Here is a 24,352-nt window from a genome sequence, read left to right on the forward strand (position 1 = left end):
ATAACTAAAAGGGAAATATTATCATGACTACCTGGAAGAAATGTATTGACGGATACCATACTGCGTTGTCGATTTTAATAGAGTATGAAAAGGATGGTCTTAAATCCGCTAAACCCGAAACTAGCCTTCAGAACATGGGTTTGCACATATTGGAAAAATTCAGAATCAACATAGAGAATTGCATTTTCTTTTATCCTCAAACTGAAAAAAGTGAATTAAACTTCTTGTCGCTTGGATTGATCCTCAGGGGAATGGTGTCCGATATTATTAACTATCGATACCTTGTGAAAATTAATGAAATTGCCGGTCCAGACGCAGTGCAAGATGAGACTAATATTTTGGATCTGTCGTTTATTAAGGAGTATAAAGCCATGGTAAGAAGCGAAATAGAAATGGCTAAAGGCGATGATGAAGTTAATAAAAGGATTGAGCAAAGCGGTACAAGCTAACTTTGCTGATTTTTATAAAGGAACGGAGCTAAAAAGGGAGGCTGACTTTCGGAGAGCCTCAACTTCGAGTGCGGTGCGTGAGTATCTTGAAAAAAACGGCATCGATCCAACGCTAAATTATAATACTGAGGCTGGTAAGATGCATTTTGTAAAGGATCAACACACAGAACGGATTCAAATATCGTACAAATACCTTTCGCAATTTCAGCACTTCTCAGGTAGAGCCTACAATTTTTACAAAAATCCAGACTATGTCCCATTCAATCCAGTCCTGTCTCTAATGCTTCTTTTTTTATCGACGATCGTGATACATGATATAAGTGCTCACCTAACACCGGGTGTTCCGCAACTGGAACTGCTTGTAAAGCTTGCCGCGGAATTAGCCGGGTAACCAGCTTTCAGCGAATCAGATGATTCCCGGTAGGGTGGGTCAGATGATACCGGTACAGTCAGCGAATCACCGAAACGCACCAAAAATTGTATCGAATATCAATTCTAAACTAGCGAAGTCTCCTGGACTATCAGCCAATAGCTTTTTCCTAAAGGACTCATGAACCAACTGCTTATCGGAAATATATCCCTGATATCTGCTCTCCTTTTCATTGAAATTGGTCCAACGAATAGGGATTAAAGAACCATTTTTTGTAAGTACATCGACACCTAAGTACATTTCTATACCGCACGCCTTTCCATTTATGTCATCCGTGAAACTCCTGATGGGCCAATTGTCGGATGCTTTTGGTCAAAGCAAGATCAGGGGATTTCCGACGCCAGAAAATGAGGTGAAGTAATTCCTACGCAATTACCAATGGCAGCGTCATCGTTTTGGATTGCTGCCAATAACCCGTTAAACAGCTTTGCGAGAGTGTAAGCTAAAACGTAAAATCCGTATCGGAGTTGACAAACGTCAGGCTGATGATGTCGTATTGCTAAAATTCTGAATAACTTCCGTCTTCGTGAAGGTTGCTTAGAAATTCTGAAAGCGATTTGTTTACAACGTACCAATAGTACTGTTCTTCATTGAGATATCCCTTTACGGTTTTTATAATGACTCTTTGTAATGGATGAAGTTGCTTTACAAGTTCAGCCAAATCACCTTCGTACATATCATAATCGTTCCCGAATCTCTTTCTCCTGGAACTTTTAAAATCATTGATCTGTATTATCTCCCAATCGATCCCCAGATAACCGCATAAGAATTTATAGTTTCTGTAGATAGATTCCGCTACAACCAGTTGATCCGATTCAACCCCTAAAAAAATATCCCTGCCCCAATGATCTTCAAAAAAATCTTTTTGCTGTTGAACATTCGAAAAGAAGAATACCAGCTCATCGTCAAAGCGCCTTCCAAAATAGTCGTAATAAAAGGCATACTTAAAGAGATCGGCGCCCCTTTGCCCTTCAAACTTAGCAGTTTTCAATATTCGATAACTGAACTGGCCTTGTGCGAGATACTCCTGAAAATTACGTTTTATGCAATTTCTTGCACCCACAAAATAGAGTTCTTTATTTGTTATGTCGGCTATGAAAAGAAATACTGGAACCTGGAACCTGAACCAATAGTTTGAAGTCGCAATATCAACATCAGAAATTGTATAGTAATCCGCTTTTGTCCATATAATCTCTTGCCGTGATTTAAGCTGGATTAGCGCGAGTTCACCTGTTAATTCATTATTATCGCTGACTAATTCTAAGTAACAATCAATTCCATAGTCGCGTTCTGTTACCTGTCTTATAATCCAATTTTTCGGCAACTTCTCGGAGAAAATCACAAAAGATTCTGTCTCCGATACATGTTGAGGTACACGCTGTGGCATTTTCATAACGGATGCTGCTATATGGACTTATACTAATTTACCAAGATATATTAAAATACCAATACTTATTAAATCTATCAGGTCTATTTTTATTGTTTGATTGTTAGATATTTGAAGTAATTCAAATATTGTTCGTGACATTTCATTCAGCTAGTCGAGTCACAGTGGCTTCACCTCAGCAATAGTCTTCTTAGAAACCTTACGTGGGTCGATAACAATTTCGTTTTCGCGGCGACATAGAATGTAACCGAAGATGTCAACTTTGATCACTTGACCGGTAATCAAGAAGCCATGAATTTTGTCATCCCCAGTTGCAAAGTTATGGGTAATTCTCTCGTCCAAACTCCAGCAATATCCGCATCCGTCGAGGTCAACTGGTCTTTCCCGCATACCTCTGTAGACTCTGAATTCCGAAGGCAGTTCGGGATATTTCGTTTTTGCTTCGTCACAAAGTAGAGGAGTTTCTATAGTTTTAAGCATATCTGTGATCATTTGTTTTGTCAAATATCTGTAGGGTCTCGCATTAGTGTGTACTGTCAAATACAAACCTGAAAATAACTTACGATCAAGATAATTTCGCTCGAAACATAGTTTCAAAAAATGCTCACTTCCGTAATTTCCGATACCTGTATCAAAGACGTGTACAGCTCGGCCGAGTCGCGCCCGAAGCTCTTCGTTTTCGTCTGTCAAACGACGTACAAAATCATTCTTACTAAAGTGCGGTTTAATACCGCCGACCCTGCAACAATCTTCGTAAATCTCACTAAGAGTTTTTATGTCCTTTGTCCATTCCACAGAAAACGCCATTTTCTGTCAACAAATGTAACTTCAATCTGCTGGATTTATTATTCACCTAAAATTGATGAACGATATCAATTTAAATTAGAATTGTTTACGAATTGTACATATTGATAAAAATATGAAACAGTCGTCTTTGAGAGTCGCGCCGTTGCAAGTCCGTTACGCATACTTTGGCATACTCGTAAGTTAAATCGTTAATATTTAATTCCGTGGTGTCTAGCCTTGATTTGAAAACCTGGTGATTAATGTACTCTTGATAGTTCCTCCACAGGCCGTGGAAATCTTTGGCCTTTGCAAATATGACGGCAAAGTTGTGTCTATTTCCGGCTGTATCGTAACGATTTAGTAGCTTATGGATGTGCTCTTCAATGATTTTATTTTCCGGTCCACAGGAGTCGATGATGAAACACTCCACGATGGACATGATGATTCCATTATTATTTGGGTCTCTGATCGCAATGTCGAGTTCTCCCGGGATACTGCTGTTATTGCCGCCACCAGATCGGCCGTGAAGAGTCTGATCCGAAATATTGTATCCCTTTGCCCGCAATAGGTCAGCAAGATCTGTATTCAGGTCATTTTCTTTGTAATTCCTTCCCTTTCGTCCCTGAAGGTTAATACAGAAGGAGATAATGTCTTTTAAAAGTTGATCGGGATCGGCTGTCACGGTAGTTGTTAATTCTTTGATAGCATTTATCCGGAGTTCAATCCGATGAAAGAAATCAGTGGTTGACAATGCTCTACATTCTATAGAGTTCTTGTCTTCAAGTAATCTAGTTCTCTCCTGAATAAGAAACGGAAGGTCCTCAGTAGTACCAGTAAGAACGCTGAATATTTTAGAGATGAATTCTTTTGACAACAACCTGCCATATTCGTTGAGAAGCAGGTCCCGATGGTGGATATTAAAAGGATAAACTTGTTCGGCTGTCTGAATGTAATTCTCCATGTCAACGACTTTGTTCCGAAAGAAAGTCATCTTCGCTTCTTCAGTAGCCTTGATTCCAAGTTCGCCGTAAAACCTCTGGATATATTTAGTATCCATTTCTTTAATGTTTTTCTTTACCCTTTCCTCCATTTTCGATGCCGAAAATTCGTAAAGCTCGTCTTCCAGTTCAAATTCGGTCTGTAGAGGAATCTTGATAAGAGCCTTTAAGGAAATTTCAATTTCAATGATTGCGTACAGGAGATGCTTCTTTAAAACCATGAGAACGTATCGCGAACTTCTCGAATCTTTTGTATTTGACGCACTTAATCTCTTTTCGAACAAATGTGCGTCGATAGCAATTTGTTTAAGTATTGATATGCTATGATTTGCAAAGAATTCAAGGTCGTCGGAATTATCCGAGTTTCTAAGTTTTTCCTTTATTGTATTTTTAAATCTTAGATGCACGTCTTCGATAATACGGCTAAATAGTTCGCCTCTGAAATCCCAAGGTGGACAAATGTCGATGTTGATAAGATCCTCTTCGCCTGGAGCATTTGAAACTTCGACCGTTATTTTCCTATTTTTGTTGTCTATCCGAATTTTAACTGTATCACCCTCTTTATAACGTGGGCTCGTTTTAAGAAAATCTTCCACCTCTTTAATAACCTCGTTTCGGTCGCCTACTTTTACAGGTTTTGAAAAAAAGGACGCTTCTAGCTGATTAAGACCCTTCCTAGCATTATATATTTTAAGATTGGGTCTAAGATCGCCTGAAACTATGCGACGATAAATCTCAAATGATGACACGGTACCTTTAATTTTTAAATCACAATACAGATCGGGTTTGGTTGTTTATAAAGCAACCCTACTAGGGGAAAAATCCGTTCCGTCCAATGCTCGGATTTCCTGTAAATTCTTGCACGTTCAATTTTCTATGCAACTCAGGCGCAGGTCTTTTGTTGTCAAAGATGATAATTTGACAGTCTTTGGGTGTACGAGAAAGGTCTTTGAAGAACGCAGACTGAATTGCGTTAGCGAGTTCACTTTTCGTCTCAGATGTTTTTTCTTCGAAAGTTGTCAAAGGAGAGTCGAGGATAACTAATTTATGAAGAGGGCGTTCCTTTGCCATACAATAATCAAGTAGACCTAGAACGCACGCCGCAAATGAAATCGACCTTTTACCTTTTCCAAAGCTTCGACGCTCTTTACCCGATATAACGATGTCAAAAGTGGTGTAGTGTGGATTGAAAACCACTGAAAGATTTGTATCGTAGTTCCACAACCGCAACCGTTCTTCGATAAATTTGGATAAGTCGATTAAATAAAAGTAATCTATTACGGTTAGTTCCTCTTCTTTTTCCTTCGCTTGAAGATGTCTTTGCAGACGATCAAGTTCCTTGTAGTATCCTTGAACTTCATCATCAATAAATTCAATTTTATTGGCGATTTTTTGTTGTGCTAGCAACTCGGTGAGTATTCCTTTCGTATCCTCGATCCTCGGTTGCATTTGATCGGACAAATTCGTCAGGTAAGTAATGGTTTCATCGATGCCCAAGAGTTCATCCTCCAAATCCAGCTGTTTGCGAATAACATCAATAATGGTTGATTCTAATCCGTGGCGTTTATCGCTTAATTTCTGAATTTCAGTTTTACCAGCTTGGCGAAAATCATCCACTTCCCGCATGTGAGTGAATGCCGCTTCATTGATTTTAGAGCTACAAACTGGGCAAGCGGTGTCGCCAAGTTGAGACGATAATATGTCAGCTTCGAGAATAAATTCCAATCGCTCAAAATCACTCTTGTATTGCTGACTCAATACCTTAAATCGTCGGGAAAGTTCGTTGGTATAGGCAAGTTCCGTTAATGTCCCTGTTTTTTTGCTTTGAAATAAATAGATCTCATTTGTTATTCGGTCAAGCTCAACGAGATCAATTTCGAGTTTCGAATTAAGGCTCGTCAGTGAATCCGGATTACCGCCAGTGGCGCTATTTAATGTATCGACAGCAAGTTTCCTCTCCACTGTATACGCATTTATTCGACTCAATGCAAACTCAATCTTGCTGGTTATTTTCTTCTCTTTTATAACCTTGTCTTCTTTAGGCTTTACGTTGTTGAAGTCTTCTCCACTAAGAAGCACTTTAAGTGTGGATTGATCACGGGTATAGCTGCTGTAATCTCCGGAAAAATAGAATGGAGAGGATTGTCGTATGATCTCTTCCTCGTCGATCCACAGTAGATTTCTGAGGCTTGCAAATGATAAATTCTCGGTTTTGCCTTTACTTTTGCTTCGAAGAACCTTTTTGTTTTCCAATCCCGATAAATGCATCAGGAATGAGGATATGTGTGAGGCGCCTGAGACATCGCCCTTTGTTTTAAATTCTTTGCTTACTGCATCCGATTTAAAGAACACATCTAAACCACAATACTTTGCGTAGACAATATTTTTGCCAAACGCTCTGTAAAGGGTTGTAACAAAATCGTCATCGAATGCTCTAATCTCTACCATAGCAAACTCGTATCCCGCACTTTCAGGTATATTCTTCGGAAGTTCAGATTTACCGAAGAGGTAGTGGATGAGCGCGAAGATGTAAGATTTGCCTGTATCGGATGCGCCGGTCACAACATTACAGCCGGGCTTAAAGACTATTTCCGCTGGCTTCTTATTTGGTCCACCAACACTAATTTTTGAAATATAGAATCCGGCCATGGGTTAATTTGTAAGATTATCGTCTGATGCGAACTCGCCACCCCAGGTTAGTAAAGAAGTATTTAATGTGCGAGATATTTCCTGGGTCGACATGTCACCGAATGTGGACATCGTCCAGGACACGCGTTCAGTTAAGTCGGTAAAGTACTTCGACGCAAAATATTTCAGAAAATATGTACCAGCATCACTAATAGAATAGGTGAAGCCAGAAGAATCATTTCGAAATTCAATCAGTTGTTTAGATAGTAGAAACGTCAAGCCTTTTTTTATGAGTTCTCTACGTGAATATATCTGAATACCACGATTACTTATCGGCGCATGTAGGCTTGGAGGGCCTTGAAAATCTTTAGTGTTTAACGCTATAAAGTCGTAATACATCAACCTCTCCACATCAAGGGATTTTTTACTTTTATTTAAGATTACAAGTGATCGCAATCCCACCTCCATTGCGGTGTTGTATAGTCGTGGCTTCGTTATTTGATTGTCCATCGTACTTTATTTTCATTTGCCATGTGATGGCACATTCCTGCACGGTCTGGCATTCTTAACTCTAAACACATTGTTAGCGGATTGCTTGAGAAATCAGCTTTACTAACAGCCTGGATCGACTTTGTTAGCCTTTCTGACCCCGGATGGCTGGTCATGAATGTCAACTCATTTTTGATGATAAAGAATGCATCAGACTTCAATTCGTCAAATGGTGATACTTCGTATTGAGAAAAATTCTCCCGGCTAAAGACTTCGAGTGATTCGGCACAATAAAAACTTTTACGTTGGTCGTAAAAGTGACTATGTAAATCTTCGTTTAGATTTTTTAGACTTTCTGCGTCTTTTATTTCAGTATTTAGCGTTTCGGAGTACACTTTGTATAATTCACCAACATAAACAAGTTCGCGGGGTTCGATTGTTTCCGCTGGTTCTGGGACAACTTCCCGGAAACGTTTAAGACCGCCACCGAAAGTAGCGGCATGGTATATTGTATTAGAATGTTCGGCAATTACGGTCAGTATATCAACGTCTTCTATAATTGAAAAGTCGAACTTCTTAACATACTCCAGAAAGTCACCTGTCAATTCCACCGGCACATTTGTGATTTTCCCCTTACATTGTTTCTCCCAATTCTTAATAAGCTCGTCGTTTATTTCTTGAGGGTTCTCCAGTAAATTGGTTAGCGATGGACCTGGACCATGTGGTGAGACAATAAAATATTTTTTCGGAATGCTATACGCACTTTGGAACGTATGGTAACAGAGCTTACCAAGCTCTACTAGAATGTGGGAAGGAGCAAGTGTTGAAACGTAGTGCTTACACTGATACATTTCAAATTCCGTATCATTAATGTACCCGATGACATCACGACCTTTATCGCCGGCGCCGCCAATATTGCGCACCTTGCGATATTTTCTCGTTAAATGCCCCCAAACCCATTGCCTCACAAAATCTTCGAATTCGTCAGGAGACATCACTCTCACTCGGTCTAACTTATTGATCGGCGCTCCCGTAAGCATTTGTAGCGTTGAAAGTCGCTTTTCAGGAAATACGGGCTCAGTTACATCCGAAATTTCTATGTCCGGTATCATTTTCGATAGAGCTTATCAAAGCTAATTTGGGGAAAAAACGCGTCATATCTATAGTACTTTTTTACTACGTCAGTTTGATTAACCCTTCGGATATTTTACATCTGCCTGAAAATTAACACATTACCAAAATGATATTTTCCGGATTACCTAAAATTTCTTCCGTCTGGAAATATTTTACCCTGTATAACGTCTCGCTGCGCACTGCCGGGCTTGACGTCTTTTACAGACTCCCCCTTGTCAGCCCTTGACAGTGGGCCGAGATTAACTGATGACTCAGTCTTTGGCACGAGCTCTCCGAGCAGCCGATTGAGGTTACTGCACTTTTTAGCGATGACGTGGATGACTTGGCCCTCGCGTTGCAGGGTGCCCTCGATCATAAGCAACCTCGACAGAAGGATTTCCTTCCGGTACTTATCAAAAAGGCTCTGCCAGACAACCAAGTTTGCGATCCCTGTCTCGTCCTGTATGGTAATAAAGCAAACACCGCTTGCTGTACCCGGGCGCTGCCGAACCAGGACAAGCCCAGCCACCGTTACTTTATCGCCATTGGCTAGGCTGGGAAGTACTGAGACGGGTGTGATTCGTAATAGGTCCAGCTCTTTGCGAATAAAACTTAGCGGGTGAGCCTTTAAAGACAGGGACATTGACACATAGTCGTGTACGACATGCTCGGAGACCGTCATCTTTGGAAGCTTGACATCATTGCTCTCTACGTTATGGGAAGACCTGCCATGGAACATTTCCTGTGGCTGGTCCTTTACGGTAAGTGCCCACAATGCTTGCCGACGGTCCAAGCCCAACGAGTTAAACGCATCGGCGTCCGCCAGCCGCTCCAGGCAGGCCGCGGGGATGCCAGCGATGCGAAGATCATCTACCGTGGCAAAAGATATTTTACGGGCCTTTATGAGCGCCTCAGCATCTTCCTGCCGCATGCCCGTGACTTGCCGGAAGCCCAGGCGTACGGCGTGATACTTTTCATCCCGTTCCTCCATCACATTATCCCATTGAGAATAATTAACATCCACAGGGCGGACTTCGACGCCATGCTGACGCGCGTCGATGACGATTTCGGCGGGTTGATAGAAGCCCATGGGCATGCTATTGAGCAGTGCTGTGGCAAAGACATCAGGAAGATGGCATTTGATCCAGGCAGAAACGTACACCAACAGTGCGAATGATGCAGCGTGGCTTTCCGGGAAACCGTAGGAACCGAAGCCTTCGAGTTGTTTAAATACACGCTGGGCATATTCCTTCGTGTAGCCCTTGGCCGTCATACCGGTGATGAGTTTTTGCTCGAAATGCTTGACCATGCCATGTACCTTGAAAGTTGCCATGCTACGGCGGAGCTGGTCGGCTTCGGCCGGCGTAAAGCCTGCCGCCACGATGGCAATCTTCATGGCTTGCTCCTGGAAGAGGGGCACCCCAAGCGTACGGCCGAGAATGCCGCGTATTTCTTCCGATGGGAATTCTACAGGCTCTTCACCATTCCGGCGCCTTAAGTACGGGTGAACCATGTCTCCCTGTATCGGCCCCGGCCGAACAATGGCTACTTCGATCACCAGGTCATAAAACTCCTTTGGACGAAGGCGCGGCAACATCGATTGTTGGGCACGACTCTCAATCTGAAACACGCCAATGGTGTCAGCGTTGCTAATCATTTCATAGACAGCGGGATCATCCTGTGGAACATTCGCCAGCGTCAGCTCGCGATTATAGTGACGCTTGGTGAGGTCGAACGCTTTTCGAATGCACGTAAGCATACCCAAGGCGAGTACATCGATTTTAAGAAAGCCCAGCGCGTCGATGTCGTCTTTGTTCCATTCGATGTTCGTACGGTTTTCCATACGGGCATTGAGGATAGGGCACAAATCTGTGAGTTTACCGTCGGTAATAACGAAACCACCGGTGTGCTGTCCGAGTTGCCGAGGAAACCCCATGTACTGCGCGGTGAGCTCCAAGGTTTTTCGTAAGATGAAGTCGTCTGGATTGAGTCCAGCATCTTTAATTCTTTTTACATCGAACCACTCATTACTATGGCCCCAGATCATTTTCGAAAGACGTTCGATTGTATCAACAGAAAGCCCCATGGCTTTGCCGACATCACGGATGGCACCCTTTTGATGTACCTGCGTAACGGTGGCCACGATACCCGCGCGGTCACGACCATATTTGCTATAGATGTACTGCATCACTTCCTCGCGCCGTTCGTGCTCGAAATCTACATCGATGTCCGGTGGCTCGTTGCGGGCAGAAGATATAAAGCGTTCGAAAAGCAAATCGAACTTAGTCGGGTCGACTGATGTAATCCCCAGGCAATAGCATACGGTTGAGTTTGCCGCTGATCCACGGCCCTGGCAGAGAATTTCTTTCGACCGCGCAAAGCGTACGATATCCTCGACAGTAAGAAAATATTCCGCATAGTTCATTTCCTCAATGAAGGTCATTTCATGCTCGATATTGCTCCGGATTCTATCCGGGATATTCTCACCGTACATTCTTTTGGCTCCTTCCCAAGCCAGGTGCCGTAGTTGTTCGATTGATGTACGGCCGCTTGTATTGACTTCTTTCGGATAGCGGTATTTTATTTCATCCAGTGAGAAGGTGCAGGCATCGGCTACTTCCTGAGCGCGCCAGATGGCGGCTGGGTATCGGAGGAAAAGCCTGATCATTTCGTCCACCGGCTTCATGTATTTTTCTGCATTTGGATGCAGCCGGAATCCGGCGGTCTGGATGGTACATTTCTCACGGATGCACGTCAGCATGTCGTGGAGTTCACGACGCGTTTTCTCGTGGTAGTGTACATCGTTGGTGGCTACTACCGGGGTTTTGGTGGATGCGGAGAGTTGAAAAATGCGGTAGAGAAATATGGAATCGTGTCCATCGTAGGCCCGAACCGCAGACAGGTACACGTGCTGGCCGAACTGCGCACGGTACTCCTGTACAGCGGCCTTGAAATCGGCTTCCAGGTCCAACGCCTCATTGACTTTAGTGGACGGCGGCACGATGATAAACTTCATGCCCTCAGCATGCGCGTATACATCCGACCTATACAGGTGACATTTTCCTTTCTCCGTTCGCAAGTTCCCGAGCGAGAGCAAACCAGAGAGCCGGTTATATGCATGAATGTTTGTCGGAAACGCGAGCAAGCTCGGCCCGTCCTGCAAGTCGAGCCTGCAAGCGGGGATAAATTTTATTCCCGCTTTCTTTGCCGCAGCATGTCCACGCACAATACCGGCCAGCGTATTGCGGTCAGTCATGGCAATGGCGGAATAGCCAAGCGCTACAGCTTGTTGCACCATTTCTTCCGGGTGTGACGCACCACGCAGGAAACTGAAATTAGTCGTCACCTGCAACGCGCAATAACAATCAGGTCTCATAGGCCGCCTCCCTTCCCCACTTTATTCAGTCCACACGCTACGGACGATTCCAGGCGTGAGACTATATGTTACATCTAATCCTGTAGTGCATTCAAATCCGTTGTGTCGATACCATCTTTCGCCTGGCCGCTACCTGTGCCGTGCTCCACCCGCGCCGGGTACAGGATACGACGAATGAGCTCAATGACTTCATTAAAGAACCAGTTGTACCCGTAGTGTCCGTCGCGCATAGCCGGTTCAAAAATGCGCTCAGGAATCGGTGCCTTTCCAAACTCCAGGAGCGCTGCCCGTATTTGTTCAAGTTGCTTTTCGGTAGCCACCACCTCAAATTTGTAGTTCAGATAGGAAGGCAAATCACTTTTTAAGCTATCGAGAAAGGATTTGCGTTCCTCTTTCAATAGCGATTTAATATGCCGGATTTCCTCCGATTCGGTGTCCGGCGGCACATACCGTGTGCCTGTAATTGTTCGCGTTTGTGCCCCCATGTTCAAAGTCGTTCGGATCAAAAGTAAAAGGAAAGACTAATTTAATTAGTTTAACAAACTAAAATTTTTAGCTTTTTTCTTATACCTTCGTTTTTGAATTAAATTCAATCAATGGCGAGGCGGTGTTTTCTCGCACACCGTAGAAAATATCGAAACGACTATGCAAGTGTCTGAAGAACGGACTACCGAGACGTCGTGAAAATTCAGAACTTAGGAAAAAATCTTAACTCAAAACTTAGTAATACAATGAAAGAAGAACTGATCAAAAGACTTATTGCATTTCGAGATGCCATCATTAAAAATGGAAATACCAATGACGCTCACCGCTTTATCGGTGAAGCAAGCGAAGCCGTTCTTAGGGGCGCGTTAGATGGTATAAGCGGCGACGATCAGGACCGCGTTTTTGATCTGATAACAGAAATTGATGCGCTGGAGAATATGAATGAATTTAATCGCAATGCGTTCGAGTCTACAGTTGAGTTGATTGAAAATACTTTGTACGAGAAGGACTAGCGGCGTCTTTGACTGATAATGATACAAGACGGCCACATCTATCAAAACAATCCGGCCAAAGGGGAAGTCATTGGCGTCGCTGACAAGTGTATTTACTGTGAGACCTCCATAGGCTTAACTACTGAGCACGTATTCCCTCATGCCTTAAACGGTACAATGAAGCTACGAAGCGCCTCATGTAAATCTTGCTCCGCTGTTACCTCGCGCAGTGAACTGGAGGTGCTGCGAAAGAGTTTTCTGATGATGCGGAAATTTTTCAAGTTCCGTTCGAGGAAACAGAAATGGAGCAATATCAATGAAACATTCGCTTTTTTGGCATTTCCTATCCAGGAACCGCCGGCGCATATTACTAAAAATGAGAGCTATACAAGTGGCGTGAATATTGGCTCGATTCAGTTCGTTGCGCTTAGTAGGTCCGGAGCATCTATCGATAACAAGCATCAGGTACAGATTAACACCCATTTTGAGCGGATGTTGGCAAAAATTGCCTTAGGCTTCTCAGTGGCCAAATATGGCCTCCCTGCCTTTGCAAAAATCTATATACGCGATATAATCCTTGGCAAAGCGGATGATAGCGGCAGATGGGTAGGTACGGATGAACTGGTGAAGCTGCCTGTAGAATTGAATGCTATTCACACGGCCGGAGTTTTCGAACAATCTTTGGAGGTTACTGTTAGAATCAGACTCTTTTCCATGTTCAAAGAATCACCTGAATATACCGTTGTTGTCGGAGTGCTAAAAACAGACTACCTGACTCTCAACGAAAATATGGGTGACCAATAATATCGTACTGGTTATCGGCTTCGGGGTCGATATTTTTAAATGTGAAATTCTGAAACCTAAACCGGCCACTCAGGTATTCGGAAACCCTATTTAATGTAATCGCTTTGTAGTCTCCGTTGAACATGTAAAAGGTAGGCGTATTAATGAAAAAGACCGGTTCCACTTCATATCCTGTAAAATCCAAATGAGGACGGTTGTAAATGATCCGAAAATGCCCCGTGACGACTTCCAGATTGTTTGCTACCCAATCGGCCTTCTTTCGAATCTTCGCTTCATAGTCATTGATAAATTTAGAGTTATCAGCCCGGTATCCGACCGCCTCAAAACGAGCACGATTGTATTTTGAGTCGGCTGCAAAAATCTTCTTCAATCGTTCGTTCACGATTATAAAATCCATTTCACCGGCAACTGCATTGTTTATATTAATATTGTTGGCGCCGGGTCGCTTAAAGGATTTTATATTTCGTACGTACAGGAGACCTTCAACCTTTATCTTTGACTCAATTACATCTTCCAATATTTTATCGTGTTCGTTACTCATTCTACTCATGAACTGCTCCATGCATCGGTTTTGCCGCCATTCTTGGGGTAACGCGTTCCAGTGAACAACATTTGTACCCAACACAACCATGGACTCAATTAACTTTTCCTTTCCTATCAATGCCCAATCCGCACCACCGATGTTGTAAATCAAGATCGGTCTAAACATATACCGATTTAAGTTATAAGGTTTACAAACAAGGTCTTCCAAGGACATCTTATTAGCTCTCGAAAGTGTAAGACCATCATAAAACTGGCTGGCCTGCCCAATCGAAATTCTAAATTCTGTTGCTAAATTCTGAGGTAATACATCAGGCTGTATCGGCTGCGAGCCGTCGGCACTGAAATGCCCTTTGATCAACTCAATTTGGCCTAACGCGTAGTCATAATCAATTCCGAAGCAGCTTTCTATCGCTGCTCGAAGCTTGTGAACACCTCGTTCGTCAAACGTTGCATTTTCATAGTCCTGCTCTAACTGTGGGAATAGCGCTTTGTACAATTCACCATAATGCCGTTGAATATCAAAGGCCAATTCTCCTTCGTCAAACCATATCGTGTGGAAGCTTCCAATCATTTCATGCAGAGCAATCGAATCGGCGAGATCATACAGCCAACGACCCAAATAGAGCAAATCTTGCAACTTAGCGTCCATTCGATAGATTTCCGTAGGGGTCGGAAATTCACCCCAAGCCAAATTAATCTCGCATCCTTGCTCCAGGATATTCTTGAGTATTCTTCTATACATGGCAAACTCATTACGACTAACCGTATGCAGTTCTGTGATCCCGTCTTGTATTTTTGAGTTGAGCTTCAGTGATTCTTCATGTAGAAATAATATATATCTAAAAAAAGTAAATGATGTTTCCTCATACACTAAACTTTTGAATTTATCCGCAACGAGAGAAAATGCGTCGCGAAGTACAGCATTTACCACATCATGATTTACGATTTCATTCGTACCATACTTTTCAGAAATAATTCGAGAGATCTGAGGCCAATAGCGTTCATGGGGCGCCTCCGAATATCTAACAACTACGTGCCCGTCAATATATGCTCTCATTATATAGTCTTTCATACTTAGGATACTTAAAGATAATCATTCTTGGTATTTTATTTCACTTAGATAGATCATCTCGGTATATGTACGCATGCAGAGAATCTCTCATCAGTTTTAATGCTCAAAGGTCGGGCTGTCCGGCGGCCTCTGCAATGGGAATGAGGCATAAAACGGCCGCCTCCCCAAAGGGTCCCCTCCAATTTATACTCATTCCCATTGCTTCACGCGCTTATCCCGCCGCACTGCCCGGGCGCCGCAAAGCCCGGGGAGTTGGACATTAAAACTAATGTTCAACTAAAATCAAAAATCATGAGAACGCTATCAAAAGTGAAGGCTGCTAATGGTTTAGACCGTAAAGCCGATCGTCAGAACAATCTTCGTAATGGATCAAAGCAAGAACTTGTCACGGAGGAAACACTATCCAAAGTTGACCTTGACAGAATTTCTAAGAGCACGACAAATTACATGTTCCGTAAGGCGAAAGAGCTTACGAAGGTATCGCTAGCAGAGCTCGTTGCTTCGGTTAGGAAGTTTGGCATTATTCAACCAGTTCTATTGCGACCAGACCCAGATAAAGAAGGGTACTATAAGTTAATTTCAGGAGAGCGGCGTTTTCAAGCAAGCGTTTTGCTGGGTCTCGACACCATACCTGCATATATCCGAAACGTGTCCGAAGACGAAGCGCTTCAAATGCAGATTACAGAAAACATACAACGAAAGGACGTTCACTCACTTGATGAAGCGGTAGGATACAAAACACTGCTTGAAAAGGATACGACATTAAATACAAAAGCGCTTGCCAGCACCTTCGGAAAAACTCAATCTTACATCGCGCAACGGATCAAACTAAACGATTTGATAGATGAGGCACGAAAGGATTTCTACGAAGAAAAAATGAACATCGCGCACGCGTTAATGATAGCAAGGCTAACACCTGAGGGCCAGAGGCAGATTGTCGAACGATATAGCGATTACGAAGGCGGATATGGACGGGTTAACGACCTTGCGAACTTCATTGAACGAAACGTTATGAATTGCATTTCAAAGGCGGCGTTTGATATAAACGACCCGTTGTTATACGCAAAAGCAGGATCGTGCATAACTTGTCCGTTGCGATCAGGCGCGTCGCCGCAGTTATTCGGCGATATAAGCGAAAAAGATCGTTGTTTCGACCGGGCTTGTTTCAAGATTAAGACGGAAAATTACTTGGCGACAACAGTCACCCAGGCCATTGAGTCGGAGCCAGATACTATCTTCCTGCAAGCCTATCGACAAGAGCCAGCTGAGAATATCGCCAGCATCCTTGCTGGGCATAAAATAAAGGTCTTATGTGAATATGATGACTTCAGTACCAGCGGCCAGGGAAAGAAGCTCAAAGGATTATGGGTATCAGGGGATAGCGCTGGCAAGATACAGTCCGTTGTTCTGAAGCGACCGGATAAAGCCGACGAGAACGATCCGGCGACACAGATCGCGAAGATCACAGCCCGGATAGCACGCGGTAAAGAACTCGATCAGGAGAAGGTGTACGCGCGAGTTCTGAAAAGCCTAGAAGGCCATAAGACGCAGCAGAACGTTGTCGACCTTCCGCTAATGCGTAGCGAAGAAGCACTACTTTGGTATGTGATTTACAACAAGGCCGGATATTCACTCACCCGAAAGCTTGACGAGGTGTTAAAGCTTGATCCCGAAGATCCAGAAACGTTCATCCAGACGTTAATCGCGTTATCATCAGAGCAAAAAGCTTTTATGCTTCGCGGAGTGATGCTCGACCAGTTTGGAGGAAATTATCCACGGAGCGTCCATGCCCACATCATCCAGCATATCGCTAGCGACTATGGCGACATTGACCTGGCGGCTTTCAACCGGGAACAGTTGGAAATTCAAAACAAGAGGGAGGCGCGGCAGTTGGAGAAGATCAAGGTCTTAAGGATGCAGCTATCGGAAAAAACAGAAACAGAGAAGAAGGTTAAACAAGCCAAAGCCATGAAAACACGTAAAGGGGCGAAAAACGCAAAACAAAACGACAAGGCAAAAGTTAGGTGACGAGAAGGGGCTTTGCCCCTTTTTTTATTCGCGTATTTATAGCTCTTACTCTGGGCTGTGATTTATAGAGGTTTGATTGGACTGCTTACAACCGCCTTCTCCTCGTGGCGGCTTTGTGCGCAGTATCCCAAGAAAAAGAAACACGCTATTAAGATAAGTGCAATCGAAACAAGCCTTAAAAGGCCTTCACCGAACTGCGTCATCCATGACTTTTCATAGCTGGAGAAAACTTCAATACCTGTCATCGTTCGGCGGTTAAACCGGCGGCGATTAATCCAATATCGAATTGCAAACCCCGTTGTGAACGTGATGATCGCAAGAGCCATGTACATTGTAGCCATCGGATATAATTAAGAAGTATTAAGATAGCAAAAATCTTAACTGTTGCGCGACATCGATTAGGAGATAATGCATCATTTTTTCCCTCAAAGCTCGGCCTTTCCCGGCGCCTCGCCGGCCTTGGCAAGCGGCATAAACTGGCGCCTCCCGCTTTGTCAAGCGGGGCCCTCCATTTATACCGCGCCAACGCCGGCTTCACCCGCCATCCCCACGCACGTCCCGGGTCCGGTAAAGGCCGGTGAGTTGGACATAAAAAATGTTCAACTAAAACGATACTATCATGAAAGATCACATTTCATTATCGACAACACCTGGTATGGAAGATTGCGCAGCGCTTAGTGACGAAGACTACATGGACAACGCGCGACTTGAAGCCCGTACCTATCAGCGGCAACTGATACGTTTCTATGGTATGAACCCCGCCGGAACAGCGTTTCGGATTACGCGTTGTGCGCACGACTTTGGAACATATTTGGATCTTGAGTTTCATTACGACGACGAAAATCAGCGACATGTTTCCTACATGGCAGCATTAGACGAAGGATGCCTTTATTGGGATGACAAGGCCATACATGAACTTAAGCACGATGGGTACTCATTACTACAGATCGTCAAGGTAAAAGGGCGAAGAGATTTCGAGCACTCGAACAATGATGGACCAACCGGCCACGGCGATGATTGTTACAGCGACGCTGATCCGGGATTGTAAGAATGGGGCAAACGCCCCTTTTTTTATTCGCAAACGCGAGCGATCGGAATAGGCGTATAAACTTCACTATTTTTTGTGCTTAAGGTCGGGCTTGTTGGTCGACCTCTTCCAGGGGACCGAAGGTGCATAAACGGCAACCTCCCCTTAGGGTCCCCTCCATTTATACACCCGGCCCCTGGCTTCACGCTGCCAGCCAGCCGCACATCCCGGTCGACCAAAAGCCCGGGATGAAGTGAAACAAAAAATATGTTTCACTTAAACAACATCAATTATGAAAAGCAATTATGAAGAAAAGAAGCAAGCACGTATCGAACGCTACAAGGCTTTGGCAGGAAAAAATGAGCAGGCCAGCCAAGAACATGTAGAGAAGGCTTTCAAAATGGCCAAGGTAATTCCACCAGGACAACCAATACTGATAGGGCATCATTCGGAAAAGGGGGACCGTCGCTATCGGGCTAAGATTGACAACGTGCATCGTAAGGGACTCGCCCTGGAGCAGAAGGCGCAGTGGTACACGGAGAAGGCGGCAGCTGCCGAGGCAAATACAGCGATAAGTTCGGATGATCCACAGGCGATTGAAAAGCTAAAAGCAAAATTGGAAGCAATGGAAAGCTATCAGGCTGTAATGAAGGCGTGTAACGCGATTATTCGAAATAAGAAACTCAGTCATGAAGATAAGCTGGGTAAGCTCAGAGAGCACAATATTCAAGACGGCCTTGCGCAGCAACTGTTAAACGGTGACTTCTGCGGGAGGCTCGGTTTTCCTACTTACAAGCTAACCAATAATAACGCAAATATGACGACAGTACGCAAGCGAATTAAGGCCCTGGAAGCGACGGCTTCGCTGGAAGCGAAAGAACAATGGTTCGGTGATATTCGAATATTTACCAATACCGCTGAGAACAGGCTGCAGATTTTCTTCCCAGGGAAGCCAGAAGAAGACGTACGTAAACGGCTAAAACGGCATGGATTTGTATGGAGCCCAAGCCAACAGGCGTGGCAGCGCAAGCTTTCGTCGAACGCATTTTTCTCTGCACGGTTGCTTCTTGATGCGATAAAGAAGGAGTAGCAAAAGGGGCATACGCCCCTTTTTTTGTTCGTTTCTCATTATCGCTTTCTATCCCCGAACGCCATATACAGTCTCAACGTGCTTGGCTAGCTTGAGAAATAGTTTATAAATCGATACTGCTGTGGCGGTGTCGACTTCAGACATTTTTTTGTAGAGGCTGGTCGCTGAAACAAATTCTCGCTGCTTGCTTCGGAAGATGGCAGCCAAATCACGAATCAACTCTTTCATGTCAACATCTTCCATAACTTCAGTTTCATCAAAGACACGGAGCAAAAAAGAAATCTGTTTGACAGAGAGATTGAACTTTGTTTTAAGCCTTCCCGGCTTTTGCTGACGCACGCCTTTATAAACAAGATGTGGGTTTTGTTGCGCGCTCGGCGCATCCGCTGCTGGTGCAGAAGGCGTCGGTAGCTCATGCACAGACTCCCAGAATTGGATTTCCTGACGCAGCCAATCCATTGTGTAGGCCTTAAGCTGCGGGTTCTGCGTATCAAAGATAACGTCAGGAAATTGAACGGTCTGCGAAACATCCCGAAGAATTTCACGCAACACATCAATCTTCTTTGCCGCCGTAGATAGATGTTCTATGCGACGGCGAATCGCTACACCAACATAGTTAAGGTATGCTATGGAATTAAAATTTAGCGTAAACAAGATATGGTGGACATCCTTGTCTACAATAGTGTTCCGGCGTAACTCGTAGAGGCGAATGAGTTCGAACTTTAGCTTTTTGATAAATGTCTTCCGACGATATGTTAGATCGTTATCGGTGGGTTTGTTGATGAACTTAATAAGTGGCGCAAGCGTGATGTCAACGAGTTCCTTTGAAATCGAGAGCGCTCGAAAATTGACTTGAAGCTCATCGAAGCCTTCGTTCACTTCGTGTGCCACCAAGTAATAGTAATCTACCGATAGCCAATGGTCGGGCGGTAAAGCATCTGCAAAGAACGTATTCATGAAGTCCAACAAATCGTCAAGCGCTTCATAAAGTGAGTGCAAAAGCGCCTTGCTGTCAGTGCGCTTCGTGCGCATAGGTAATCGATTATTTGTCGCATGATCGGCAAGCCTACCTGCTAACTCTACAAGTTTTTGTTGGTGATACACAATGTATTCTCGCTGGTTGGCCATGTCTGGGTAACGTAGCGCACCTGCAAAAATCCGTTTCTTGGCGTCCTTCACTGACTGCGCGAGTTCATTGTTAAATCCCTTATAAAGGATTTCGGTAAGCGGATAGCTGTCATGCAGAAAGCGGATAACATCCTTTCGAATGATGCCGTCAAGTTCAAGCATTTCGTTTTTGAAGCCGGGGGTTGGCATAATTTTGTCCTTTTGTTTTTGGAATAGTTTAAACGCAAGTAGCAGGGTGTAAACAAACCAAGTTCAAGACATAGTCATGGAGACATGTCCTGAAAAACCGTTAGACTAACAACAGGTAAATGAACTAATGAATCTGGCTAAGCCAGTCATGCGCATAACGGTAAGACCGAAAAAAACGTACAGAATCAAATTGTTCTCCGGCCCGTTTGGCGGAAACACGGGCAAATATGTCCTTGGAAAGAACCCAGGCAAAGTGCTTCAGGCCGGCGTTCGTCATAGCCGGGAACCAGTGGTGAATGGTCCAATCTATGGCACCTTCCCATTGTCCTTCAACGTCGAGGTTATCATTCAACACCTTACTGGCTCCATGGTGCTTAAACGCCTCCAAAATAAGGGCTCCGTTGTATCTAATTGACTCTACTGACTGGTGATTATGCCATTTGCAAATAAGAATCTTTGTGTCGCGTTCATAACTGATCGTTAAATGATCATTCGTAGATAGGAGCTCCATACATTCAACCTTAACAGGTCCGATAACAAAATGCCACCGTAGACATACCTAATAGAAGTAACGATCGACTATTTAGACACGCAAAATAACAGCCCTATGCTGCCGTCCGTGGCGCCATTTCTCTTTTTTATATATCTAATAAATACCAGAAAACTTGCTTTGCTTCAACAGTCTGCCTAGCGGTTAAAAGGTTGTGCAAAGCACAATATTTTTGCATCGCTTCTATTTATCCCAACAAAATGGCCTAATAATAGTATAAGAACGCTTAACGGATAAAATATTGTACAAGATGTTATTTTAGGAAGAAATCCACATAAAAAAATGCCAGATTCTTTCGAAAAAAGCAAGCGAGTCTGATGTAAACGGTCGGCGAAGCGACCACAACGGCTGCGGCTACCGGGTATACTGAACTGGATATAGGTATCGTTGTCCGCCAGGAATACCTATTTAAAAGTAGTCCCTTTTGATCGCTAATCTGACGAAATTCATTCGGACTGGCCGATCCTGGGGCGGCATCAAGGGCGACCCTCTCCTCGGGGTTGTCGCCAAAAGGCCTTTCGAGAAACCTACCTCATTTCACCGTGTGCGGGCACTGTCATGACCCTTGACATAAGCTGCAACGGTAGGGCGTAACCCACAAAGTCTTAAGATTCCAGGGATTATTTTGCAAAATCTTTTTGGCGCTATTGACCCATTCGACCGCATTTTTAGGGGTGGCATAAGGGGGGACAAGATTTAGTGTCACCCCCGTGCCACTTTATTGGTCCCATTGCATTGTTGTCCTTTGTCCTACGACAGACAGACACACTCACACAAATCGTTTATGGAAGTTAGTATAGCAACTACTGATGATCTGCAAGCTTTGAAAAAAGAGCTTGTCGGGGAAATAAGGACGCTTTTAGGACTGGGATATGGCGGGCTCTATCGGCGATGGCTTAAGACGGAGGAAGTAATGAAACTCCTGGAACTTTCAGCCAGTACGTTACAAACGCTCAGACGCAACGGCACACTACCGTTTTCGCGCGTTGGTGCAATCATCTTCTACGATGCTAAAGATATTGAGAGGATGATTGAGGCGAGAAAAATTCGAAGAAGGGAACTGATTAATAGTAGAAGTTCAGCTCCAAAGAAACGACCTCAAAAAAAGCAGAATGTATGATAGGCACCGTCCGCACCCCCCTTTGGCCGCGTAAGCGGCCAAAGCAAGATGTACACTTGCTAGCGCAAGTGTCATCTTGCTCGCTCGCCTGCGGCGGCTCGGGGGGCTGCCTCGGAACTCGGCGCCCCTAGACTTTAACAATTCAGCGTGTATGAGCATAAGAACAAACCAAAAAACGGAACAACTAACCTGTAAGATAGGATTGCGCGTATCGCAGGATTTCTTCGAGAAACTCGAAGGTTGGACAAAACATTCCAACTGCAGAACAGTGAGTGAGATGGCTAGAAAGATCCTATATGAAGAGCGAATTGTTTGGTATACGAGGGATTCGCAAATGGATGCAACGGCAGCCGAACTTGCCGGAATCCGTCGGGAATTGCGTGCGATCGGCGTGAATATCAACCAGGTCACAAAGTACTTCCACAGCACTCGAATACCATCACAGAAGGTACACGATGCCTTGAAAATACTGGATGAATTTAAGGTAATAAGCACCAAGGTCGACGCCTTATTGACCGCTATTTCGAATTTCTCGGATCAATGGTCGCCAAGGTGATAACGGGTAAGCACATAGCTGAACTCATTGGCTATAACGAGCAAAAGGTAAAACGAGGTGTTGCCGAGTGCCTACTGGCCAGTGGGTTCCTCAAAGATGAAAACAGGCTGACGCGATCCGAAAAGGTCGCCCGTTTCACACGCCTACATGAACGAAATAGGCGGACAAAAACCAATGCGTTGCATATACCAATTTCGTTTAGCCCAGAGGAAAAATTGAGCAAAGAAACGCTGTCTAGCATTGCTTCAGCGTATATGGATAAAATTGGATTTGGTGAGCAGCCGTTTTTGGTTTACCTACATCGAGACACAAACATCCAACATTTGCACATCGTTTCGACGCTGATCCAAGAGGACGGCAGACGCATTCCCGTGCACAACATTGGTCGCAATCAGTCGGCTCGTGCACGCCGTGAGCTTGAAGTGGAATACAGCTTGGTTAAGGCGGACGCACGCGGCAGGCTAAAGCGAATGCTTAGAGAGCCTCGGAAGCACGCTATAAAAAAGCTGGTGGACCAGGTTATTGTTTTGCCCAGCGTTAGGACGCTGGACGATTTTGTAAGGACGCTCAAACAGAAGAAGATCGACGTACGGTTACATACGAACGCTGAGGGCAGGACATTCGGAATTACATTCCAAGATCCAAAGACCAGTGCGCTTTTCAAAGGCAGTGAGCTGGGAAAAGCCTACAGCGTTAATGCGATACTGACGCGTATCGGCAATAAAGAAAACCATCGGGTTGGCGACAAACAGCTGCCATCTTCGATCGTGTTTGGTGACCGCGAGTGGAGAAATAGCGAGGGCACATCCAATACACAACAAAGCGGTTCGCTGTTCGAAAATCTCGTTGGCGACGGCTATGGCGGGAAATCGCCAGAGGTAACGTTAAGCGTCTCAAAGCGGAAGAAAAGGAAGAAGAAAAGACGGAGAATTTAAAACACATCATTATGGGAACTGGAGAAAATGAACAGGCTCTGCGGAAGATCATTGATATGATCCGTATGAGTAGCATGCTGATACTTGGCGTCCACTTTTACGTCTATTGTCACCAAACACTTGCGGCTTGGGGATACACAATGGAGTTTTTCGATAAGATTATGCTGAACCTCCATGGTACGGGCATATTCAACTCAATCTGGAACGGGAAGCTTTTTGCTTTGGGCCTTTTGGTGGTATCGCTGATCGGCGCGAAGGGAAAAAAAGACGAAGAAATCAATGCCCGCTCCACGGTATTTTACATTGTTTTCGGCTTATCGCTTTACTTGACTGCGCACTATTGGCTTTTGCTTTCGGATATGACGCAGGGAGCAATCCTGTCGTTCGGTACCACTGCCCTTGGATATATTCTAATTCTGACAGGTGGAACCTGGCTTTCACGGTTGATCAAAGTCAAGCTTGGAAAGGATGTGTTCAATAGAGAAAATGAGACATTTCCGCAGGAAGAACGCAAGATCGAGAATGAGTTTTCAATCAATTTGCCTGCACGCTACACATTAAAAGGATCGACACGTAACTCTTACATATCGATCATCAATCCCTTCCGGGGCCTCATTGTAATGGGCGGACCAGGTTCCGGCTGACGCCCAATACGGAGGTGAACCGGCAAATCATAT

22 protein-coding genes are annotated in these 24,352 nt (G+C 44.3%); 11 read left to right on the forward strand and 11 right to left on the reverse strand.

The window, feature by feature from the left end; all coding sequences use genetic code 11:
- Positions 1-23 precede the first annotated feature (23 nt).
- Both K7P01_RS06715 and K7P01_RS06720 read left to right on the forward strand, forming a co-directional pair.
- Positions 24-449 carry a hypothetical protein gene (locus K7P01_RS06715; RefSeq protein ID WP_267291146.1) on the forward strand — a complete coding sequence of 142 codons (426 nt, stop codon included), beginning with the start codon at positions 24-26 and terminating at the stop codon, positions 447-449.
- On the forward strand, positions 406-840 hold the full coding sequence (locus tag K7P01_RS06720) for a hypothetical protein (RefSeq protein ID WP_267291148.1): 435 nt from the start codon (positions 406-408) through the stop codon (positions 838-840). The genes K7P01_RS06715 and K7P01_RS06720 overlap by 44 nt, the downstream gene beginning before the upstream one ends.
- Before the next feature lie 538 nt (positions 841-1,378).
- Here the strand turns inward: K7P01_RS06720 and K7P01_RS06725 are convergent.
- From K7P01_RS06725 to K7P01_RS06755, 8 genes are all read right to left on the reverse strand, one after another.
- A complete protein-coding gene (locus K7P01_RS06725; protein WP_267291150.1) occupies positions 1,379-2,272 on the reverse strand; it encodes a DUF4365 domain-containing protein in 894 nt (297 codons plus the stop codon).
- A 153-nt stretch (positions 2,273-2,425) separates the two neighbouring features.
- Positions 2,426-3,061 (reverse strand): hypothetical protein, encoded by a 636-nt coding sequence (locus K7P01_RS06730; RefSeq protein ID WP_267291152.1) that lies wholly within the window; start codon positions 3,059-3,061, stop codon positions 2,426-2,428.
- Positions 3,062-3,158: 97 nt separating this feature from the next.
- On the reverse strand, positions 3,159-4,799 hold the full coding sequence (locus tag K7P01_RS06735; protein ID WP_267291154.1) for a hypothetical protein: 1,641 nt from the start codon (positions 4,797-4,799) through the stop codon (positions 3,159-3,161).
- A gap of 61 nt (positions 4,800-4,860) precedes the next feature.
- A complete protein-coding gene (locus K7P01_RS06740; RefSeq protein ID WP_267291156.1) occupies positions 4,861-6,699 on the reverse strand; it encodes a hypothetical protein in 1,839 nt (612 codons plus the stop codon).
- A 3-nt stretch (positions 6,700-6,702) separates the two neighbouring features.
- Entirely contained in the window at positions 6,703-7,188 is a 486-nt protein-coding gene (locus K7P01_RS32070; protein ID WP_397310894.1) for an ABC-three component system middle component 2, read from the reverse strand.
- On the reverse strand, positions 7,173-8,279 hold the full coding sequence (locus tag K7P01_RS06745; RefSeq protein ID WP_267291158.1) for an ABC-three component system protein: 1,107 nt from the start codon (positions 8,277-8,279) through the stop codon (positions 7,173-7,175). The genes K7P01_RS32070 and K7P01_RS06745 overlap by 16 nt, the downstream gene beginning before the upstream one ends.
- 143 nt (positions 8,280-8,422) lie before the next feature.
- Positions 8,423-11,656, reverse strand: coding sequence for an error-prone DNA polymerase (locus K7P01_RS06750; protein WP_267291160.1), 3,234 nt, complete (start codon positions 11,654-11,656; stop codon positions 8,423-8,425).
- Between the two features lie 74 nt (positions 11,657-11,730).
- Positions 11,731-12,141, reverse strand: coding sequence for a hypothetical protein (locus K7P01_RS06755; RefSeq protein ID WP_267291162.1), 411 nt, complete (start codon positions 12,139-12,141; stop codon positions 11,731-11,733).
- Between the two features lie 246 nt (positions 12,142-12,387).
- On the opposite strand from K7P01_RS06755, the gene K7P01_RS06760 reads away from it, so the two are divergent.
- Both K7P01_RS06760 and K7P01_RS06765 read left to right on the forward strand, forming a co-directional pair.
- Positions 12,388-12,654 carry a hypothetical protein gene (locus K7P01_RS06760; protein ID WP_267291164.1) on the forward strand — a complete coding sequence of 89 codons (267 nt, stop codon included), beginning with the start codon at positions 12,388-12,390 and terminating at the stop codon, positions 12,652-12,654.
- A gap of 156 nt (positions 12,655-12,810) precedes the next feature.
- The gene (locus K7P01_RS06765; RefSeq protein ID WP_267291166.1) at positions 12,811-13,437 is read left to right on the forward strand and encodes a hypothetical protein; all 627 of its coding nucleotides are present in this window, start codon (positions 12,811-12,813) and stop codon (positions 13,435-13,437) included.
- On the opposite strand, the gene K7P01_RS06770 is transcribed toward K7P01_RS06765, so the two are convergent.
- Positions 13,412-15,052 carry a hypothetical protein gene (locus K7P01_RS06770; RefSeq protein ID WP_267291167.1) on the reverse strand — a complete coding sequence of 547 codons (1,641 nt, stop codon included), beginning with the start codon at positions 15,050-15,052 and terminating at the stop codon, positions 13,412-13,414. The genes K7P01_RS06765 and K7P01_RS06770 overlap by 26 nt on opposite strands.
- Positions 15,053-15,343: 291 nt before the next feature.
- On the opposite strand from K7P01_RS06770, the gene K7P01_RS06775 reads away from it, so the two are divergent.
- The 3 genes from K7P01_RS06775 (at position 15,344) to K7P01_RS06785 (ending at position 19,197) form a co-directional block, all read left to right on the forward strand.
- Positions 15,344-17,080 (forward strand): ParB/RepB/Spo0J family partition protein, encoded by a 1,737-nt coding sequence (locus K7P01_RS06775; RefSeq protein WP_267291169.1) that lies wholly within the window; start codon positions 15,344-15,346, stop codon positions 17,078-17,080.
- 619 nt (positions 17,081-17,699) lie between these two features.
- Positions 17,700-18,128 carry a hypothetical protein gene (locus tag K7P01_RS06780; RefSeq protein WP_267291171.1) on the forward strand — a complete coding sequence of 143 codons (429 nt, stop codon included), beginning with the start codon at positions 17,700-17,702 and terminating at the stop codon, positions 18,126-18,128.
- Positions 18,129-18,399: 271 nt separating this feature from the next.
- A complete protein-coding gene (locus K7P01_RS06785; protein WP_267291172.1) occupies positions 18,400-19,197 on the forward strand; it encodes a DUF3560 domain-containing protein in 798 nt (265 codons plus the stop codon).
- Between the two features lie 48 nt (positions 19,198-19,245).
- Here K7P01_RS06785 and K7P01_RS06790 read toward each other — a convergent pair whose 3' ends face one another.
- Both K7P01_RS06790 and K7P01_RS06795 read right to left on the reverse strand, forming a co-directional pair.
- Positions 19,246-20,487: a hypothetical protein gene (locus K7P01_RS06790; RefSeq protein ID WP_267291174.1), complete on the reverse strand. Its 1,242-nt coding sequence runs from the start codon at positions 20,485-20,487 to the stop codon at positions 19,246-19,248.
- A gap of 151 nt (positions 20,488-20,638) precedes the next feature.
- Complete coding sequence (locus K7P01_RS06795) at positions 20,639-21,025, reverse strand: hypothetical protein (RefSeq protein ID WP_267291176.1); 387 nt, start codon at positions 21,023-21,025, stop codon at positions 20,639-20,641.
- Positions 21,026-21,848: 823 nt separating this feature from the next.
- On the opposite strand from K7P01_RS06795, the gene K7P01_RS06800 reads away from it, so the two are divergent.
- The 4 genes from K7P01_RS06800 (at position 21,849) to K7P01_RS32245 (ending at position 24,319) form a co-directional block, all read left to right on the forward strand.
- Entirely contained in the window at positions 21,849-22,184 is a 336-nt protein-coding gene (locus K7P01_RS06800) for a helix-turn-helix domain-containing protein (protein WP_267291178.1), read from the forward strand.
- A 151-nt stretch (positions 22,185-22,335) separates the two neighbouring features.
- Positions 22,336-22,740 carry an autophagy-related protein 17 gene (locus K7P01_RS06805; protein ID WP_267291180.1) on the forward strand — a complete coding sequence of 135 codons (405 nt, stop codon included), beginning with the start codon at positions 22,336-22,338 and terminating at the stop codon, positions 22,738-22,740.
- Positions 22,725-23,675: a relaxase/mobilization nuclease domain-containing protein gene (locus tag K7P01_RS06810; protein WP_267291182.1), complete on the forward strand. Its 951-nt coding sequence runs from the start codon at positions 22,725-22,727 to the stop codon at positions 23,673-23,675. Before K7P01_RS06805 ends, K7P01_RS06810 begins: the two co-directional genes overlap by 16 nt.
- Positions 23,676-23,686: 11 nt before the next feature.
- A complete protein-coding gene (locus tag K7P01_RS32245) occupies positions 23,687-24,319 on the forward strand; it encodes a YWFCY domain-containing protein (protein WP_267291183.1) in 633 nt (210 codons plus the stop codon).
- The last annotated feature ends 33 nt before the right edge of the window (positions 24,320-24,352 follow it).

The sequence above is a fragment of the Parachryseolinea silvisoli genome (assembly GCF_021190955.1).
GTDB classification, from domain to species: Bacteria; Bacteroidota; Bacteroidia; order Cytophagales; family Cyclobacteriaceae; genus Ohtaekwangia; species Ohtaekwangia silvisoli.

What these genes read in the sequence shown, in the direction of transcription:
- K7P01_RS06715 (WP_267291146.1), top strand. Translation starts at nt 24, where the DNA reads ATGACTACCTGGAAGAAATGTATTGACGGATACCATACTGCGTTGTCG.
- K7P01_RS06720 (WP_267291148.1), top strand. Translation starts at nt 406, where the DNA reads ATGATGAAGTTAATAAAAGGATTGAGCAAAGCGGTACAAGCTAACTTT.
- K7P01_RS06725 (WP_267291150.1), bottom strand. Translation starts at nt 2,272, where the DNA reads ATGAAAATGCCACAGCGTGTACCTCAACATGTATCGGAGACAGAATCT.
- K7P01_RS06740 (WP_267291156.1), bottom strand. Translation starts at nt 6,699, where the DNA reads ATGGCCGGATTCTATATTTCAAAAATTAGTGTTGGTGGACCAAATAAG.
- K7P01_RS32070 (WP_397310894.1), bottom strand. Translation starts at nt 7,188, where the DNA reads ATGGACAATCAAATAACGAAGCCACGACTATACAACACCGCAATGGAG.
- K7P01_RS06745 (WP_267291158.1), bottom strand. Translation starts at nt 8,279, where the DNA reads ATGATACCGGACATAGAAATTTCGGATGTAACTGAGCCCGTATTTCCT.
- K7P01_RS06750 (WP_267291160.1), bottom strand. Translation starts at nt 11,656, where the DNA reads ATGAGACCTGATTGTTATTGCGCGTTGCAGGTGACGACTAATTTCAGT.
- K7P01_RS06755 (WP_267291162.1), bottom strand. Translation starts at nt 12,141, where the DNA reads ATGGGGGCACAAACGCGAACAATTACAGGCACACGGTATGTGCCGCCG.
- K7P01_RS06760 (WP_267291164.1), top strand. Translation starts at nt 12,388, where the DNA reads ATGAAAGAAGAACTGATCAAAAGACTTATTGCATTTCGAGATGCCATC.
- K7P01_RS06765 (WP_267291166.1), top strand. Translation starts at nt 12,811, where the DNA reads ATGAAGCTACGAAGCGCCTCATGTAAATCTTGCTCCGCTGTTACCTCG.
- K7P01_RS06770 (WP_267291167.1), bottom strand. Translation starts at nt 15,052, where the DNA reads ATGAAAGACTATATAATGAGAGCATATATTGACGGGCACGTAGTTGTT.
- K7P01_RS06775 (WP_267291169.1), top strand. Translation starts at nt 15,344, where the DNA reads ATGAGAACGCTATCAAAAGTGAAGGCTGCTAATGGTTTAGACCGTAAA.
- K7P01_RS06780 (WP_267291171.1), top strand. Translation starts at nt 17,700, where the DNA reads ATGAAAGATCACATTTCATTATCGACAACACCTGGTATGGAAGATTGC.
- K7P01_RS06785 (WP_267291172.1), top strand. Translation starts at nt 18,400, where the DNA reads ATGAAAAGCAATTATGAAGAAAAGAAGCAAGCACGTATCGAACGCTAC.
- K7P01_RS06790 (WP_267291174.1), bottom strand. Translation starts at nt 20,487, where the DNA reads ATGCTTGAACTTGACGGCATCATTCGAAAGGATGTTATCCGCTTTCTG.
- K7P01_RS06795 (WP_267291176.1), bottom strand. Translation starts at nt 21,025, where the DNA reads ATGGAGCTCCTATCTACGAATGATCATTTAACGATCAGTTATGAACGC.
- K7P01_RS06800 (WP_267291178.1), top strand. Translation starts at nt 21,849, where the DNA reads ATGGAAGTTAGTATAGCAACTACTGATGATCTGCAAGCTTTGAAAAAA.
- K7P01_RS06805 (WP_267291180.1), top strand. Translation starts at nt 22,336, where the DNA reads ATGAGCATAAGAACAAACCAAAAAACGGAACAACTAACCTGTAAGATA.
- K7P01_RS06810 (WP_267291182.1), top strand. Translation starts at nt 22,725, where the DNA reads ATGGTCGCCAAGGTGATAACGGGTAAGCACATAGCTGAACTCATTGGC.
- K7P01_RS32245 (WP_267291183.1), top strand. Translation starts at nt 23,687, where the DNA reads ATGGGAACTGGAGAAAATGAACAGGCTCTGCGGAAGATCATTGATATG.